At 44.7% G+C, this 17,290-nt stretch carries 10 protein-coding genes, 1 tRNA gene and 1 pseudogene; 7 read left to right on the forward strand and 5 right to left on the reverse strand.

What is annotated here, in order from left to right:
* Positions 1-42 precede the first annotated feature (42 nt).
* The 5 genes from sbcD (at position 43) to H5073_RS13345 (ending at position 11,282) form a co-directional block, all read left to right on the forward strand.
* Positions 43-1,326 (forward strand): exonuclease subunit SbcD, encoded by a 1,284-nt coding sequence (sbcD, locus tag H5073_RS13325; protein ID WP_182680056.1) that lies wholly within the window; start codon positions 43-45, stop codon positions 1,324-1,326.
* Positions 1,323-5,117 (forward strand): AAA family ATPase, encoded by a 3,795-nt coding sequence (locus H5073_RS13330; protein WP_182680057.1) that lies wholly within the window; start codon positions 1,323-1,325, stop codon positions 5,115-5,117. Before sbcD ends, H5073_RS13330 begins: the two co-directional genes overlap by 4 nt.
* 165 nt (positions 5,118-5,282) lie before the next feature.
* On the forward strand, positions 5,283-6,572 hold the full coding sequence (locus tag H5073_RS13335) for a peptidoglycan DD-metalloendopeptidase family protein (RefSeq protein ID WP_404948400.1): 1,290 nt from the start codon (positions 5,283-5,285) through the stop codon (positions 6,570-6,572).
* A 257-nt stretch (positions 6,573-6,829) separates the two neighbouring features.
* Complete coding sequence (locus tag H5073_RS13340; protein WP_182680059.1) at positions 6,830-9,058, forward strand: TonB-dependent receptor domain-containing protein; 2,229 nt, start codon at positions 6,830-6,832, stop codon at positions 9,056-9,058.
* A 355-nt stretch (positions 9,059-9,413) separates the two neighbouring features.
* Positions 9,414-11,282 carry a DUF885 family protein gene (locus H5073_RS13345; RefSeq protein WP_182680060.1) on the forward strand — a complete coding sequence of 623 codons (1,869 nt, stop codon included), beginning with the start codon at positions 9,414-9,416 and terminating at the stop codon, positions 11,280-11,282.
* A 147-nt stretch (positions 11,283-11,429) separates the two neighbouring features.
* On the opposite strand, the gene H5073_RS13350 is transcribed toward H5073_RS13345, so the two are convergent.
* Together H5073_RS13350 and H5073_RS13355 are read right to left on the reverse strand one after the other, a co-directional pair.
* Positions 11,430-12,170, reverse strand: coding sequence for a UDP-2,3-diacylglucosamine diphosphatase (locus H5073_RS13350; RefSeq protein ID WP_182680067.1), 741 nt, complete (start codon positions 12,168-12,170; stop codon positions 11,430-11,432).
* A gap of 19 nt (positions 12,171-12,189) precedes the next feature.
* A complete protein-coding gene (locus tag H5073_RS13355; protein WP_182680061.1) occupies positions 12,190-12,684 on the reverse strand; it encodes a peptidylprolyl isomerase in 495 nt (164 codons plus the stop codon).
* Positions 12,685-12,838: 154 nt separating this feature from the next.
* Between H5073_RS13355 and cysS the strand changes: the two genes are divergently transcribed.
* Positions 12,839-14,218, forward strand: coding sequence for a cysteine--tRNA ligase (cysS, locus tag H5073_RS13360; protein ID WP_182680062.1), 1,380 nt, complete (start codon positions 12,839-12,841; stop codon positions 14,216-14,218).
* Positions 14,219-14,311: 93 nt separating this feature from the next.
* On the opposite strand, the gene folD is transcribed toward cysS, so the two are convergent.
* On the reverse strand, positions 14,312-15,172 hold the full coding sequence (gene folD / locus H5073_RS13365; RefSeq protein WP_182680063.1) for a bifunctional methylenetetrahydrofolate dehydrogenase/methenyltetrahydrofolate cyclohydrolase FolD: 861 nt from the start codon (positions 15,170-15,172) through the stop codon (positions 14,312-14,314).
* A 464-nt stretch (positions 15,173-15,636) separates the two neighbouring features.
* Here folD and H5073_RS13370 point away from each other — a divergent pair.
* A tRNA-Pro gene (locus tag H5073_RS13370) sits at positions 15,637-15,713 on the forward strand.
* A gap of 773 nt (positions 15,714-16,486) precedes the next feature.
* Here H5073_RS13370 and H5073_RS13375 read toward each other — a convergent pair.
* A complete protein-coding gene (locus tag H5073_RS13375) occupies positions 16,487-16,825 on the reverse strand; it encodes a hypothetical protein (protein WP_182680064.1) in 339 nt (112 codons plus the stop codon).
* Positions 16,826-17,122, reverse strand: a pseudogene (locus H5073_RS13380) (LexA family protein); the annotation flags it as partial.
* Positions 17,123-17,290: the final 168 nt, after the last annotated feature.

Raw genomic sequence — 17,290 nt, forward strand, 5'->3', positions numbered from 1 at the left:
CATTTTTAATCCGTTTTTTGTTATTAACATAAGAGCAAGTACATGCGCATTATCCACACATCTGACTGGCACCTTGGGCAAAACTTTTATGGCAAGAGCCGGGCAAGGGAACACAGGGCCTTTATGGACTGGCTGCTGGAGCAAATTGCACTGCATAAAGTAGATGCGCTTATTATTGCCGGTGATGTGTTCGATACGGGTACGCCGCCAAGTTATGCTCGCGCCCTTTATAATCAATTCATAGTGCAGATGCAGCAAAGTGAGTGTCAGCTGATTATTTTGGGCGGCAATCACGACTCAGTCTCCACTTTAAGTGAATCTAAAGAGTTATTAGCTTGTCTTAATGCGCGGGTAATACCAGGGGCTTTTGATAACATCAGTGAGCATGTGTTTGAACTTAACAATCGCCAAGGGGAGGTGGGCGCTATCGTTTGTGCGCTACCTTACTTGCGTCCCCGTGATATTGTGCTCAGCCAGGCAGGCCAATCAGCAGCGGATAAACAGCAACAGTTAGCTAATGCCATTGCCGCGCTTTATCAAGATAGTTTTGTTGTCGCCCAAGGTATTCAAGCTAAACAACAAGCGCCAGTGCCTATTATTGCCACTGGACATTTAACCACGGTGGGAGCATCAACGTCAGAGTCGGTGCGAGAAATTTATATTGGCAGCCTCGATGCCTTTAATGCTAATTTATTTCCTGCTGCCGATTATATTGCCCTTGGGCATATTCATCGGCCGCAGAAAATCGCCAAGACTGAGCACATCCGCTACAGCGGCTCGCCGATCCCGTTGAGTTTTGATGAACTCAATGGTGACAAAAGCGTATTTTTAGTGGAGTTTGATGGCACATCGCCAACCGTCACTGGACTCATCGTGCCAAAGTTTCAGCCCCTTGCCGTAATAAAGGGCGATTTAGCGCATATAGAGACGCAAATTAATCGACTCGCAGCAGAAGCCGCAGCAGATGAAGCCATTGAAGAGAGTGGCAATCAGTTAAACCACAACACTTGGTTAAGTGTGGAGGTGAGTGAGCAAGATTATTTGTCTGACTTACAGACTCGTATAGGCGAGCTTATTGACGGCAAACCCATAGAAGTGCTGCAATTAAAACGTGCTCGCACGGCAAGGAGCGCGCAAATTGAGCGTATCGATAATGAAATTCTTGCTGAATTATCCGTAACCGAAGTCTTTGAGCGGCGCCTTGCACAAGAAGAGTGGTCAACTGATCCACAGCTGCAAACCCGTGGCCGAATTAAAGCTCAGTTTCAGCAAGTATTAGCCAATGTGGAAGAATCGTTAATTCAAGGCGTGGAGGACAAAGCATGAAAATCCTTAGCCTGCGCTTCAAAAACATTAACTCCCTTAAAGATGAATGGAAAATCGATTTCACTCAATCGCCATTCAAAGAGAATGGCCTGTTTGCCATCACGGGCCCTACGGGCAGCGGTAAAACCACCATTTTAGATGCCATCTGTTTAGCCCTGTATCACAGAACGCCAAGACTGAGTGTGATCTCCAAATCCACCAATGAGTTGATGACCCGCGGTACGGGTAGCGCCTTAGCGGAAGTGGAGTTTGAAGTAAAAGGCAAAGCCTACCGCGCCTTTTGGAGTCAGCGTCGCTCGCGAGATCTCCCCGATGGCAATTTGCAAGATGCACAGGTCGAGCTTGCTGAACTTGAGTCTGGGGTGATTCTTGCCAGTCAAATCAAACAAAAAACAGAGTTAGTCGAGTCCATTACCGGGCTTGATTTTGCCCGCTTTACTCGTTCTATGCTGCTCTCTCAAGGGGATTTCGCCGCGTTTTTAAACGCCAACGCCAACGAGCGGGCTGAATTACTTGAAGAGCTCACAGGCACAGAAATTTACAGTTTGATTTCTGAGCGCGTACATCTTGAGTTTGGCGAACAAAAACATGCGCTTAATCTGCTAAAAATGCAGTTAGATAGCGTTAAGTTACTCAGCGCAGAGGCGCGTGATGAAAAGCTTGCCAATGCCTTGGCCTTAAAAGAGAGCCTGGCACAAAAACAGCAGCAGTTACTCGCCTTAGTTGATTGCCTTAAATGGTGCGATGCCATGCAGGCGAAAACGTTGGAAACTGAGCAAAGCCTGCTAAGGCTTCAAGACGCAGAACAGGCCATCAGGGATGAGCAATATCAGTTACAACGCTTAGCAGACAGTGAACCTGCGCAGCTGTTAGTGCCATTGTTTGAGCGTAAACAGCAACTGGAACAGCAGCATCAAATCCTTGATAAGCAAGTTGCTGAGCTTGGGCTGCAATTAGTGGGCGCGCAGCAAACCCTAAAAGAGCTGAGTGAGCAACAAAGCGCGGCCGCCGCTGCGCTTAATATTGAAAAACAGGCGCAGCAAGCGCTCAACCACTTAATCGACACTCAGGTTCAACCGTTAGATCAAAAACTAACCCAGAGCCGATTTCAATTAACTCAGTGTCAGCAAGCCTTGGATAAATCTCGCGTCATTGAGCATGAGTTAAATAATGAGCTATCTGCGATTCAAGTTCACAAGCAGGATTTAACCCTTGAAAACCAAGCACTTTCATCATTACTGAGTCAATATCCTCAAGGGCAGGCTCTCAGTGAGCAGTTAAGCGGTTGGAAGACACAAATTGCGCAGTTAATTGAATTTGAACAACAGCGAGGTGAATTTGAGATTCAACATAGGCAGTTGCAGCAATCCTCTGTGCGGTGCACACAAAACCTTGAGGTTAACCAGCAGCAATTGACCTTGGCGCAGCAGGTTAAAATAACGGCCAGTCATTTGCTGGCAGCAACGACTGCGCAGATAACTGAATTACTCAGTGGTCGTGAGAGACATCAGCTACAACAAGAGTATCAACAGGGCCTTGACAGCCAGAATGGTCGCAATGAGCTGCTAAAGACATTCGAACAATACCGTCAGCTGTATGAGATTTGGCATGAGCTAACCCAAAAAAAGGCTGATAATGCTGAGCAAACCATAGTGTTAGCCAATGAGCTTGCTAAGGTGCGGCTGCAATGGCGTGATAAAAATCAACAATTAAAAGATGTTACTGGGCTTTTGTCTCAGGAGAAGCACATTAGCTCTCTCGCCGCTGAGCGGACTAAGTTGCAACCCGGTGAACCTTGCGCCCTGTGTGGCTCAGTTGAACACCCTTTGGTCAGTGAATATCAAGGCATCAATGTTTCTGACACTGAGCTGCGCCAGCAAAAACTCCAACAAGAATTAGAGCAATTAAAACTTGCAGGAGAGGGGCTTAATTTAACGCTATCAAAGCTTGAGCTGTCAGAGCAGCACACGCAGCAGCAATTAACTCACAGCATAGGTGAGCAACATCAGTTACTCAGTCATTGGCAGTTTTTGTTAGAACAACTAGGGCTTTCTGCTACAGAGTTTGCCTTACCGGCAGCTTGGAATAGGGCAAATGATGGTAAATCAAGCATTGTGGTGGGGGGCAATGAAACGCCCTATTTAGATGCCCTTGATAGCCGGTTACGGATTTTTATTGCCAAAGCCGCAGGAGAGCAGCAAAGGCTCAGTGAATGCGTGACTCAGCTTTCAGGACTGCAAAATAAGGAAGCGACTGAGCTTAAAGCGCTGCAGCAAGCTGAGTCTCATGCTCAAGGGCTGGCCTCTGCGGGTGAAATATTAAGCGCAGAGCTGCGCAATATCACTCAGAGCATCGAGGAACAAACCCGCCGGATTAACCGGCTTGATGAGCAACAACAAGCGCTGAGTCAACACCTTATAAGCGAATGCGACCAGTTTGGCGTTAATTTACCGACTATAAAGAGCAGCGCATCTGAATATCTGCAGTGGTTAAGTGAGCTCAGTGCTAATTTACAGCAGTGGCGTTTGGCACAGCAACAATTAACCCAAAAGCTGCAGCAATTAGAAGTTTTACAGCAAAGTAGCAGTAATATTTCCCAGCAGTTAACTAAAAACCACACTCAAATTGAGGCTGACAAACAGCAGTTGATGGCGATAGAAGCGGAACTTAAGGCGCTTAATAAGACAAGGTTTGACTGCTTTGGTGACAAAGATATAGAGCATGAAAAAACCCAAGCAGAAATTAACAAACAGCAAGCCGAAAACGTAAATGCAGCGCTTGTCAGCAAGCAGCTGGAAGCCAGTACGTTAGAAAACACCATCAAGACGCGTTTAGATAGCTTAAATGAACAGTTCACTCACCTTGTGACAAGCTTAACTGAGCATCAACAACATTGGCATAATGCCTTAGATGCTAGCCCGTTTAGTGATGAAACAAGCTTTAGCGCCGCCTGTTTAACTCAGGCAGACAGGCAAGCTCTGCAGGCACTAAAAAGTGAGCTTGATACTCGCTTGCATCAACAGCAAGCGCTGGCACAACAAGCCAAGCTCGGGTTAGAAAAACTTCAACAACAGGGGCAACTTGCTGGATATCAGCTGCGATTGGCGCCAAAGCTTCGTATAGAGCACAGTGAGCTTGAGCAATTACAGCAGCAATTGACACAGGAGTTGTGGCAGATAGAGCGAGTATTAGCGGAGGACGGCGAGCAACAAGCGACCCAAGGCTCCTTGGTGAGTCAGCTTGAGGCTGCGAAACAGTCTTTCGATGATATGGCGTATTTGCATGCCCTTATTGGCTCGCAAAAGGGCGATAAATTCCGTAAATTTGCTCAAGGTTTAACCCTTGATCATCTTGTCGCGCTAGCTAATCGGCAATTAGGGCGTTTACATGGGCGCTATTTACTAGAACGTAAAGGCAGTGATGCCTTAGAGTTACAAGTGCTTGATACTTGGCAAGGAGATGCGGTGCGTGATACTCGCACGCTTTCCGGAGGGGAGAGCTTTTTGGTGAGTTTAGCCTTGGCCTTAGCGTTATCAGATCTGGTCAGTCATAAAACCAGTATTGACTCACTCTTTTTAGATGAAGGCTTTGGTACCTTAGATAGTGAGACCTTAGACACGGCCCTTGATGCCTTAGATAACCTCAATGCCTCAGGTAAGATGATTGGCGTGATAAGCCATATCGAAGCCATGAAAGAACGCATCAGTGTACAGATAAAAGTAAATAAAATGAATGGGCTAGGTGTCAGTCGATTACAAAGTCAATATCAATATCAAGGCTTGCCTGATTGATAATGACCTAAAAAGTAACAAAATGTGAACTAGCACAGGCTAGATTAAGATAAATTTAGTTTGTGTTAAGGCTTTTTTTTGATATAAAAGAGCAGGAAATTTTTTTATGTAGTGCAAATGTACTAACAATATCATCAATAAAAAAAATAATAGGTGGATTAGACATTGCTAACAGAGAGACTTATGGCGCTAAACTTGCCAAGAGCAAGTTTGCAAAACTTGCCGAATTTTCACAAAAAAGTATTAATGGCCAGCGTTTTCTTCATGGGTGCAGCCCTGCTATGGCCATCTGAACAAGCCTTTTCACCTGAACGTATTCCTGTTGCATTAGACATTGAATCTTTGTTGCCTGAACTCAGCAGCGGTCCAGTTATTAAAGCAACCGCTAATCGCCAGCCTTTATTTGAACACATCATTGAGCGCGGTGATACTTTAAGCAAATTGTTTGAACAAGCGGGCATAGATCAAAAAACCATGTATAAGGTATTAGAAGCGGATTACAGCGTACTTGCCTTTGATACTTTATTACCCGGTAACCGTATTCAATTTTGGCAAGATAAAAACGCTGAATTGACAAAACTAGAGTTATATTTTAATCCAGCTCATCAAGTAGTATTCACTCGTTTTGAAGATGGCAGCTTTAATGCTGAGGAAGTGATCCGCGAAGGTGTGTGGCAAAATCGTGTGGTTAGCGGTGAGATCAATGGCTCATTTTACCTATCAGCCAAGCGCGTTGGTTTAAGTGCTGCTGAAATCCAAAAGGTTGAATCGTTACTGCAAAATAAATTGAATTTTTCTCGAGATTTACGCGCTGGAGATACCTTCTCTTTATTGATCAATGATCAATTTGTTCAAGGCGAAGCCACTGGCAGTAGCCGTTTAGAAGGCATTGAAATTAACAATGGTCGCCGCAATATCACCGCATTTCAGCATGTGGATGGTAATTATTATGATGAAGAAGGCTCAGGCTTAGCCAAGGCATTTCAGCGCATTCCTCTGACTAAAAAGGTGCGCCTAACATCACGCTTTAACCCTAAACGTAAAAACCCTGTGACCGGCAGAGTATCGCCACATAATGGTACCGACTTTGCGACACCAATAGGCACAAAGGTCGTCGCTCCTGGTGATGGAGTGGTGACTTTAGTCACTAAGCACAGATATGCGGGCAACTACATAGTCATAGAGCACGATAACAAGGTGCGTACCCGTTATTTACATCTTTCAAAATTTTTAGTGCGTAAGGGCCAACGAGTCACTCGGGGTCAAGTTATTGCATTGTCTGGTAATACGGGACGTTCAACCGGACCGCACCTTCATTATGAATTCCACGTCAATGGCCGCCCTGTTGATGTGATGAAAGTGGATATTCCAGAAGCATCAACTTTGCCAAACAAGTCTTTAGAGCAATTTAGAGCCTTGGTTAAGAGCCGCAAAATGATGATGCAATTAGGTTAGTTTGCCGCTTACTCACCATTGAGTGAAACGGCTTTAAACATAATATCCCTTAGTGGTTTACGCCGCTAAGGGATTTTTTATGGTCAATCTTTACATACTATTTAATTGATAATGGTTCTCATTATTGGTTGTGATCTTTATAATGCCGACTTCTTTTGATGTAGTGCCCAAGCCTTGGACTGAAGATCCGGCTTATGGTTTGGCGCTAAAGACGGTCAGTGTCAGCACTGATGTGGCGTAATATAAGGACCAGCTATATGAGTCAACAGGTTATTCCCTTCAACCATAAACATAAGTTAAGTACTGTCAGCCTTGCATTGGCGTGTATCTTTGCCAGCGCGCCTTACCAAGCATTCGCAACTGATGTCCTCGGTGTCCCCAAAGTGACAGGCATTGAAGTTATTGAGGTTAATGGTGTTCAGCATCGCCGTCCTGTGGCAATCGTGACTGCCGGAGAAGCCCTAATTACCATGAGTCAGCTTGAGGAAATGCAGGCGACCAGTTTTGCTGAAGTGATTGATGATATGGCGGGGGCACATATTGATGGCGGTAGCCGCAGTGGTGGCGAGCGGATAAACATTTGGGGCTTTGGCGAGACAGAAGACTTAAATGTCTATGTGGATAATGCGCCCGTGGGCTTTGAGCAATATCGCTACGGTTCATTCTTTATCGACCCTGATTTACTCAAGCAAGTGGAAGTGATTAAAGGGGCTCACGATGTGCGCTCGGGTAACGGCGGCTTTGGTGGCGCAATTTACGCGGCCACTAAGTCAGCTGATGATTTTCTCAAACACGACCAAAGCTTTGGTGCCAGAGTCAAAGCCACTTATGCCAGCAATAATCAGACAAAAGGTTACACCGCTACTAGCTACGCTAAAATTAGCCCTGAGCTATCGGCTTTAGTGCATATCACGGGGAAAGACGCCGGTAATGCTGAACTTGCAACTGGTGAGGCTTACGCTTATTCAGGTTTTGAGCAGCAAAACTATCTCGGGAAATTAGATTTCGAGCAGGGCGACCATCAACTGGCATTAAGTTTTACTCACTACCTTGATGAAGGCCGTAAACCTTGGGCTAATCGTCGTGGCGCTATGCCGGCAATTTCAGATTACAACATTAAGAAATACGGCTCTTACGAGCAAGCCCTATACGCCACCACATCTGATAATACCTATAAAGAAAACACTTGGTCAGCCAACTATCGCTATTCTCCCAGTAACCCGCTGATTGATACTCAAGTGGCTGTTTCTCATTCGAGCAATGACCGTCATTGGGTCCGCCCTGATATTGCATGGGAAAAAATGTTTGTCTCAGTGGGCAGTTTTGGCCATGAATCTTGGCTGGAATATAAACGTGACTTTGTCGATATCAATAACCTGAGTCGTTTTGGCAATCACGAGCTAACCACAGGGCTACAGTACCGCAGTCTAGATCGTAACTCTTTAGTGTTTAATAAAAGTTATGAGAAAAAGGCAGAGAAAAACTTTGGCTTATACACGCCTTATTATCAGCCAAGTGGTCGCCAAGATACTTATGCCGCGTATATCCAAGATAGGATAAGCCTCACCGATGAGCTGACCATCAAACCTTCGCTGAGGTACGATTATATCTACAGTGTGGGCCGAGAAAATTTAGCATCAGATTATAACGATCTCGCCGCTGGCCATGATTACAGTGCGACTCACCACAGTGGCTGGTCACCGCGATTTGGACTTGAATATCGGTTATCGACAAACCATCAACTTAGTTTTGATTATGCCTACAGTTTAATGGCGCCAGTCGTGGATGAAATCTATGCCGTCCAATACGCCAAGGCCAGTATTACAGCAACCAGTCCAGAAGTAGAGCTTGAACGGCTACATGCTTATAAACTGGGATTAACATCATCATTTAGTGACCTTTTCGCCGCCCAAGATCGACTGGCGACCCAAGTTACCCTATTTGCTAATCACGGCGAAAATGATATTGCTCAGCGACGAGGAGAAAATTCAGATAAATCACTGCCATTGCAGTCAAATTATACCAATCTGGATGGATATAAAATGCACGGTGTGGACATTGAGGCCCAGTATCGTGTTGCACGTTTCTTTAGCGATCTGGCCGCATCTTGGCAAGAAGGCACTCATAATGGCAGCTTGAGAGACAGCCAAGGTGATGATGAGTATTTAGCCAATATTGCGCCGCTTGATATCAAATTACGCTTAGGTTATTACCTGACTGACGAATTGTCATTGGCATGGCAAGGGGCTTGGTATGATGCGCAAGATAAGGTGCCTAGCGAGGACTTATTTAATAGTGAATTACCCAGTGATAATTATTTCTTGCAGCACGCTACGCTGGCGTATGAGCCGCAAGGCTCTTTGAGTGGATTGACACTGAGATTGATGCTTAAAAACATCACCAATGTACAAGTGACGCCTTTCTTGTCTGATGGCATTCCTGCTGCAGGTCGCGATGTGCGCTTAAGCGCGGCCTATAGCTTTTAGGGGCAGCGAGAGTGAGCTCAATGCCGTGTTATGATTATCACGGCATTGTCATCCCGAGCGAGATAACAAGCTTGCTTAGTCGTTAATGGATTTCAGGCGTTAACTGGATTTAGCCAGCCACTTTTCATATTCATCAATATCTCCCTTAGAGGCATGCGTCTCTAAGGGATTTTTTTATGTTATTCCATCAAGATGCCCGTGGCCGATGCCATTACATTTTGTTACTAGAGACTTTTTGTTGATGTTAAATTATTGTTATAACCTGCAGGTGGCGATTGTAAGTCATTGAACTTAATATCGTCTTTACGGCTCAATAAGCGGTATGGCTTACCTCTGATGATATTAAGGATGAAACATGTTTAAGAAAACGCTTAAATGGATTGGCGCAGGTACGCTGGGGCTTGCGTCTGTCACAGCGGGGTTTGCAGCCCATGAATGGTATGCGGAAAAACCTTTTATGTTTAGGGCTTATTTAGACAGGGAAATGGTTAAAATGGCTTTTAGCGATCCAGAAACCCTGACTTCACTGGGCTTTTTAGAGTCGGTCGGTATAACAGGCCATAATGCCCATCTTGATGATGAAGCACCTGAGCGAACCGAAGAGATGTTTGCTCATTTAAAGCAGATCCGTGAAGGTCTTGAACAGTACAGTGATGCAAGCCTATCTCAAGAGCAATTGATGACTAAAAATGTCGCCATGTATCTGCTGAATATGGCTGAGAAGGCCGAGGTGTTCCAATACCATACGTATCCTGCCAATCAACTTTTTGGTATTCAGAATCAATTTCCAAGCTTTATGGAATCCTCACACCAAGTGCACAGTGTTGAGGATGCCGAAAACTATTTGTCTCGCTTAGGCGAACTTGAGCGTAAATTCACCCAGCAGCTCGTTGGCCTTAAACTGCGGGAGGAGAAAGGCATTATTCCTCCGTTATTTGTAATTGAACGTGTGCTAGATGAGATGCGCGCCTTTGTGGCCACCCCGCCACTTGAGAATATTCTCTATGCTTCATTGGATAAAAAACTTAATGAGTCTGAAGGTATAAACCAAGCACAGCGCCAAAGCTTGTTGTCGCAAACTGAAATCGCCATTAATGAGCAAATTTACCCAGCCTACGGCCTGCTGATTGACTATTTTGATGACCTTAAAACTAAGGCGGGAACTGATGATGGCTACTGGCGCCTACCTCAAGGGGCAGAGGCTTATAAATTTGCCTTAAAACTCTTTACCACCACAGATTACAGCCCTGAATACATACATAATTTAGGCTTACTGGAGGTGGACCGCATCCAAGCTGAAATGCTGACTATTTTTAAGCAGCAGGGTGTCGATATTGACTCTGGCTATTTGGCAGCTATGGAGACTTTTTCGGCTAAACCTGAGTTTTATTATGAGGATTCAGATGCCGGGCGTGCGCAAATTCTTATTGATTATCAAACTATTTTAGATGAAATCGATAAAGGTCTAACAAGTGCTTTCAATATACGTCCAGAAGCGGGCATGGAAGTGGTGCGTATTCCTGAGTTTAAAGAAAAAACCTCACCGGGTGCTTATTATCAACCGCCAGCCCTTGATGGCAGTCGTCCAGGACGTTTTTTTGCCAATCTTTATGATGTGAAAACCACCCCCAAATTTGGCATGCGCACCTTGGCTTATCATGAAGGGATCCCAGGGCATCACTTCCAAGTCGCCATCGCCATGGAGCTTGAGGGGATGCCACTCATTCGCCGCTTCGCACCATTTACAGCGTACAGTGAAGGCTGGGCGCTCTATGCCGAACAAGTGGCCTTTGAGCAAGGTTTTCAGTCAAAACCTGAAGATAATATTGGCAGACTGAGTGCAGAACTCTTTCGTGCGGTGCGGTTAGTGGTTGATACCGGCATACATCACAAACGCTGGACACGGGAAGAAGCCATAGAGTATATGGCGAGCCATACCGGTATGCCTGAGCGAGACGTGGTGGCTGAAATTGAGCGTTATATTGTGATGCCAGGTCAAGCCACAGCTTATAAAGTCGGCATGCTTAAAATTTTAGCATTACGCCAAAAAGCCATGGATAAACTGGGGGATAAATTTGATATTGGCGAGTTTCATGATGCTGTGCTTAAAAATGGTGCCATGCCCTTAGATTTACTTGAGCAAGTCATCGACAGCTACATTGCTAATACAAACACAGAAGCTTCAGGTTCAGAAGTGGCCTTAAAAGAGACCAGCAATCTGTAATACTAATACATTAGATCAAAGTTGGCTGGCAAACACTGTTAGCCAACGATCGACTTAATGATGCTATGCACAAACAATTCATGGAATTTATAGAAGTAGAACTGTAACAGATTGGGCTGATAGCGGTTTACGCTAAAGTAACTTGGGCTAAAGTGGCAGTGAGCTCAGTTCGCATAGGGATGGTCCGATGCGTAGTATGCTGCCTTGTTCATACCAATCGCCGACCACCAGTCGTTGTTTGTTGTTGGCAAGCTGATGAATCGCAGGTCTATGGGTGTGGCCGTGGATCATTCGGGTTGATTGAGTTTGCTCAAGCAGTGCATCGACCGCTTGTGGCTCAACGTCCATGATTTCAGTACTCTTATACTGGTTATCTTGTTTGCTCTTGTTGCGGATGTTTTGCGCGATTTTTAAGCGTTGGGGTTTAGGCAAATGGGTGTACAGCCAGCGAACCAGTTTAATAGAGCGAAAACGGCGAAACTTTTGATAGGCTTCATCTAAGGTACACAGGCTATCACCGTGCAGAATAACAGTACTAATTCCATAAAGTGTTGTGCGGTGGACATCAGCTAAGGGGGTCATGCCTGCTAGTTGGCAAAAATGCTTGCCTAGGAGAAAATCACGGTTACCTTGGGTGAAATACACGGGCATTCGCTGGGATACTTGTTGCAGTGCACGTGCTATCTCTAAACTGAAGGGCTCTGCAATATCATCGCCCATCCAAACTTCAAACAAGTCACCAAGGACGTACAGCGCCTCGACATTATCTAGACCATGGTTAAGAAAATCTAAAAAAGCGTGGCTGATATCGGGGCGATCGGCACTTAAATGCAGATCGCCCACAAAGGCAGTGTGCTGCTCTATCGATGAATTAATAGCCTGAGTCATCACTGCCTGTGTCAAAGACTTATGCCTTAACGCTGACGCTATTGATAACGATAGCTTCTAATGGCACATCTTGGTGCATGCCGCGGTTACCGGTAGCAACAGATTTGATTTGCTCAACAACATCAAGGCCTTCAATCACTTCACCAAATACGCAATAACCCCAACCTTGGCTGTTCTCAGCTTTAAAGTCTAAGAAAGTGTTATCACCGACATTGATGAAGAACTGGGCTGTGGCTGAATGTGGATCTGAGGTTCTTGCCATAGCCACTGTCCCTTTACGGTTAGATAAACCGTTATTAGCTTCATTTTTAATTGCAGCACCTGGGGTTTTTTGGGTCATGTCTTCAGTGAACCCGCCACCTTGGATCATGAAACCATCGATAACGCGGTGAAAAATGGTGCCATCAAAGAAACCCTCTTCAACGTATTTAGTGAAGTTAGCCGCAGTGTTTGGGGCTTTTTCGTTGTTAAGTTGTAGAGTGATGTCGCCAGCGCTAGTGTGTAAAGTGATCATGAGTAATAACCTAAATAATAACTGAGAGTAATTTCTGTGGCGCGATTCTAACTTATCTTAACTGTGGCTTAAAGTGCGGTGTTCAAAACGGCGTACATCATGCTAGACTCAGCAAAAAGTGTGCCTTTAAATTTTAGCGTAAAGAGAACTATCAATGTTGAAGATTTACAATAGCATGAGCCGCGAGAAGCAAGAGTTTAAACCTATCAATGCCGGAAAAATCGGTATGTATGTCTGTGGCGTGACTATTTATGACCTGTGTCATATCGGCCATGGCCGTACCTTCGTCTCCTTTGACATGATAGTGCGTTATTTACGTTATATCGGCTACGAAGTGAATTTTCAGCGCAATATTACTGATGTAGATGACAAGATCATTAAGCGCGCCGCTGAAAACAATGAATCCTGCGATAGCCTAACTGAGCGTTTAATTGGTGATATGCATCAAGATTTTGATGCGCTGAACATGATCCGTCCAGATTTTGAACCCAGAGCCACACTGCATATCGAAGAGATTATCGAAATCGTACAGCGCTTGATTGACCGTGAACACGCCTATGTGGCGCCTAATGGCGATGTATTATTTAGCGTGTCATCTTATCCAGAATATGGTCGTTTATCGGGACAAAATGTCGAGCAGTTAAAAGCCGGTGCTCGAGTTGAAGTGGATAACAGCAAGCGCGATCCGATGGATTTTGTGCTGTGGAAAATGTCAAAACCTGGCGAGCCAACGTGGGAGTCACCATGGGGACCGGGTCGTCCTGGTTGGCACATTGAATGTTCAGCGATGAACAGTAAGCACTTAGGCACCCATTTTGACATTCATGGCGGCGGCTCTGATTTACAGTTTCCCCACCATGAAAATGAAATCGCTCAGTCTTGCTGCGCCCATGACACCCCTTATGTGAATTACTGGATGCACACCGGTATGGTGATGGTTGACCGTGAAAAAATGTCTAAGTCGTTAGATAATTTCTTCACCATCAGAGATGTGCTTAAGCATTATGATGCGCAAACTGTGCGTTACTTCTTGTTATCTGGGCATTATCGCAGTCAGCTTAACTACTCTGAAGAGAACTTAAAGCAGGCACGCTCAGCGCTTGAGCGTTTGTACACAGCATTTAAAGATTTAGATTTAACTGTAACTGCAGCGCCAGCCGATGAGTATGTGGCTAAGTTTAAATCTGCCATGAATGATGATTTTAATACCCCAGAAGCCTATTCAGTGTTGTTTGATATGGTGCGTGAAATTAACCGCTTAAAGACCACTGACATGGCCGCAGCATCTGCCCTTGGAGTGAGCATGAAGCAGCTTGCCGATGTACTGGGAATTGTTAGCCAAGATATCGATACTTTCTTTAAAGGCAGCGGTAGCGATGATGAAGTGGCTGAGATTGAAGCGCTGATTGTTGAGCGTAACCGTGCTCGCACCGACAAAGACTGGGCGGCGGCCGATGTGGCGCGAGATCGCCTAAATCAATTAGGTGTAGTGCTTGAAGATGGTGAAAATGGCACCACCTGGAAAAAGAAGTAGACTTTAAGACCTAATAAAAATGCCTGCAACTTTGCAGGCATTTTTATATTTATTGTCTACATACAACAACTAAGTTAAAAACTCTAAAATGAGTTAGTTCACATCGTGATAAGTTTCAGCGGCATATAAAGTATTTTCAAGTAAACAGGCAATCGTCATAGGACCGACACCGCCAGGGACTGGGGTAATAAAGCCTGCGTGCCGTGACGCTGCATCAAACTCCACATCACCCACTAAACGGCCATTCTCGAGGCGGTTAATACCTACATCAATCACGATGGCGCCAGGTTTTATCCATTCACCGGGAATAAACCCAGGTTTACCTACAGCCACAACCAGTAAATCTGCTTGGCGAACTTTTTGCTCGAGATTTTTGGTGAATCGGTGACAAGTCGTTGTGGTGCATCCTGCCAGTAATAGCTCTAAGGTCATAGGGCGGCCAACAATGTTTGAGGCGCCAACAATCGTGGCATCTAAGCCGTAGGTATCAATTCCGGTGGATTTGATTAAGGTCATGATGCCAAGGGGAGTGCAAGGACGTAGCACGGGAATGCGCTGGGCTAAGCGGCCAACATTATAAGGATGAAAACCATCAACATCTTTATCGGGGCGAATACGCTCAATGACCTTTGAATCATCGATATGTTCAGGTAATGGCAGCTGGACTAGAATACCGTCTATGCTTGAGTCTTGGTTACATTGATCAATAAGGGCAAGTAAATCGGCTTCGCTGGTATTGATGTCTAAATCGAAAGAACGTGATTCAAAACCGACTTCCTCACAGGCACGGCGTTTACTGCCAACATAAATTTGCGAGGCAGGGTCCACGCCAACTAAAATAACCGCAAGGCCAGGTGCACGCTTACCCGCTTCAATGCGTGCGGCGACTTTTTGTTTTAATGTAGAGCGGATAGTTTGCGCTATCGCTTTGCCATCAATGAGTTGTGCTGTCATGGCTTTGGATCCTTAAAAATGGCGAGAAAAAGGCAGCTGACACCTATGAGTACCCAAGTTTACTTGTAAGGTATTAGCGGCATCAGTGCATTTCCCTATTTGAACAGGGAAATCAAGCATAGTGAAATCGGGCGACATTCTAACAGGGGCGCGGTGGGCTGTCATGGTAGATAGTGCGAATATTCTATTTGCGTCAGAGTGATAATCAGGGGGGAACAGTGGCGGTTGCTGTATAAATAGTCATATAGAACTAATCCTTTAAAAAAACCATTGACGATAGCGGGGTGACTCGTTAATATGCGCTCCGTTCTCAAGGCGCTAATGCTTATGCAGTATTAACACTTTAAGAAAAAATTTATGTGATTAGCGCAGTTTGCTAGCGTATCACAGCCCTTTGAAAGGGTGGAGCAGGGGGTTACCCTCGCATTGCTTAAAATACTAAACAAGATTTGTGTAAGAAATTCCGGTGATTAGCGCAGCCCGGTAGCGCATCTGCTTTGGGAGCAGAGGGTCAGAGGTTCGAATCCTCTATCACCGACCAAATTTAACATTGTTGCTTGTAAATCAAGTGATAAATGTGCAAGATTCAAGGTCATTAATTAGATTATTATGACAGAACAAGTTAGCACTTGTTCAATGCTAGGCAGGATTTATAAAATTTGTTCCATGCGCCCGTAGCTCAGTTGGATAGAGCACGAATGACCCCCTAAATAGTTACCTTTTAGGTGAGTGAGTGAGTGAGCAAGGCCTGGAGCGTAGGTAATGTTACCTAATACTAAATAATAGTTACTTTCGGCAGGTAACTATTAGATAAAATATATTATGACCCATTAGCTCAGCCGGATAGAGCAACGGCCTTTAAGCTTGACGTATATCGTCATGAATGAGGAGCTTCATTTTCGAAAGATTATGAATGTAAGATGTCAAATTCGGGGAAACCTTTCAGGTAATGCTGATGGCAATCCCGAGCCAAGCCTTAAGGAATTAAGGAAGGTGTAGAGACTAGACGGCATCCACCTAAAGCGAATGCAATGGTGAAGGGATAGTCCAGACCACAAAACTTTAAAGTGACAGTGAGAACTGTATTTGAAGTGGCAGTGAAAACTGTAGTGGTAAGCTAAGCCGTAGGTCGAAGGTTCGAATCCTTCATGGGTCACCACTTTCTTATTGCCGCCCTTAATCGGGCGAATATATATCCAGTTGTTTTCATTGTAGTTCGGTTGAATTGTGTTTGACTAAAGTTAATGCTTATTCGTTTTTTACATCATCAAGCGAGCTACTTTTGAGATAAACGATAGAATTTGCAATCTCTACTTAGTACTTAAGTGGCCAAGAATAACAATGACAGTACACATCATTAGAGTAAACATGTTGCTCAAAAGTAAAATAATCAACGATATTCATCATCTTGCGTAATAAGTCTGTGTAGAGCTCATTGTTAGACGAGCACACCATGCCCCACGCTTCGCGCATAATTCTTTGACTTGAAAGTAGTAAATACTTTCCGATACCAGTCTCTTTTGCTTGTCGATTACCCGCTATGATACAACCATCGTTATTACTCAACACAACGATGGGTTTACCACGCCAGTCTGGACGAAAGACCTGTTCAGCGCTGCAATAGAAGCTATTGGCATCAACCAGGGCAAACATTTATTTCACTACCAATAACGGGCTTGGTCGATGACAACGGATAGAGCGGGTAACAACTCCCTCTATACTAAAATCATCATATTCATGAATGGTGACTGGATGAAACTTTTGATTAGATGACAGTAGCAGACGGTGATGAATGTCTAAAATTTTGCAGACAAACTCACCATTGAAATTGGCAACAATGACATCGCCATGACGGGCTGTTTCATAGCGATCTACGATAATCATATCGCCATCAAAAATACCGACATCCTGCATCGATTCGCCTTGGGCAATACCAAGAAAAGTTGAACTTGAGGGCGTTCGAAATTCTGTGTCAGGTTAAGTTTAAATTTCTAGCACGCTGTCTAAACGTCCTTCAAAATAAATCGCTAACTGAGATAGACAAAGGCTCCAATTGTGAATGGGCATTGTCCATTTATTCGAGGCGTTCAATATGCCAGCATAAAGTAGCTTCAACAA

Origin of the sequence: Shewanella sp. SR44-3, from assembly GCF_014163735.1 — a bacterium.
In the GTDB taxonomy this organism is placed as follows: domain Bacteria; phylum Pseudomonadota; class Gammaproteobacteria; order Enterobacterales; family Shewanellaceae; genus Shewanella.

What these genes read in the sequence shown, in the direction of transcription:
- sbcD (WP_182680056.1), top strand. Translation starts at nt 43, where the DNA reads ATGCGCATTATCCACACATCTGACTGGCACCTTGGGCAAAACTTTTAT.
- H5073_RS13330 (WP_182680057.1), top strand. Translation starts at nt 1,323, where the DNA reads ATGAAAATCCTTAGCCTGCGCTTCAAAAACATTAACTCCCTTAAAGAT.
- H5073_RS13340 (WP_182680059.1), top strand. Translation starts at nt 6,830, where the DNA reads ATGAGTCAACAGGTTATTCCCTTCAACCATAAACATAAGTTAAGTACT.
- H5073_RS13345 (WP_182680060.1), top strand. Translation starts at nt 9,414, where the DNA reads ATGTTTAAGAAAACGCTTAAATGGATTGGCGCAGGTACGCTGGGGCTT.
- H5073_RS13350 (WP_182680067.1), bottom strand. Translation starts at nt 12,170, where the DNA reads ATGACTCAGGCTATTAATTCATCGATAGAGCAGCACACTGCCTTTGTG.
- H5073_RS13355 (WP_182680061.1), bottom strand. Translation starts at nt 12,684, where the DNA reads ATGATCACTTTACACACTAGCGCTGGCGACATCACTCTACAACTTAAC.
- cysS (WP_182680062.1), top strand. Translation starts at nt 12,839, where the DNA reads ATGTTGAAGATTTACAATAGCATGAGCCGCGAGAAGCAAGAGTTTAAA.
- folD (WP_182680063.1), bottom strand. Translation starts at nt 15,172, where the DNA reads ATGACAGCACAACTCATTGATGGCAAAGCGATAGCGCAAACTATCCGC.
- H5073_RS13375 (WP_182680064.1), bottom strand. Translation starts at nt 16,825, where the DNA reads ATGTTTGCCCTGGTTGATGCCAATAGCTTCTATTGCAGCGCTGAACAG.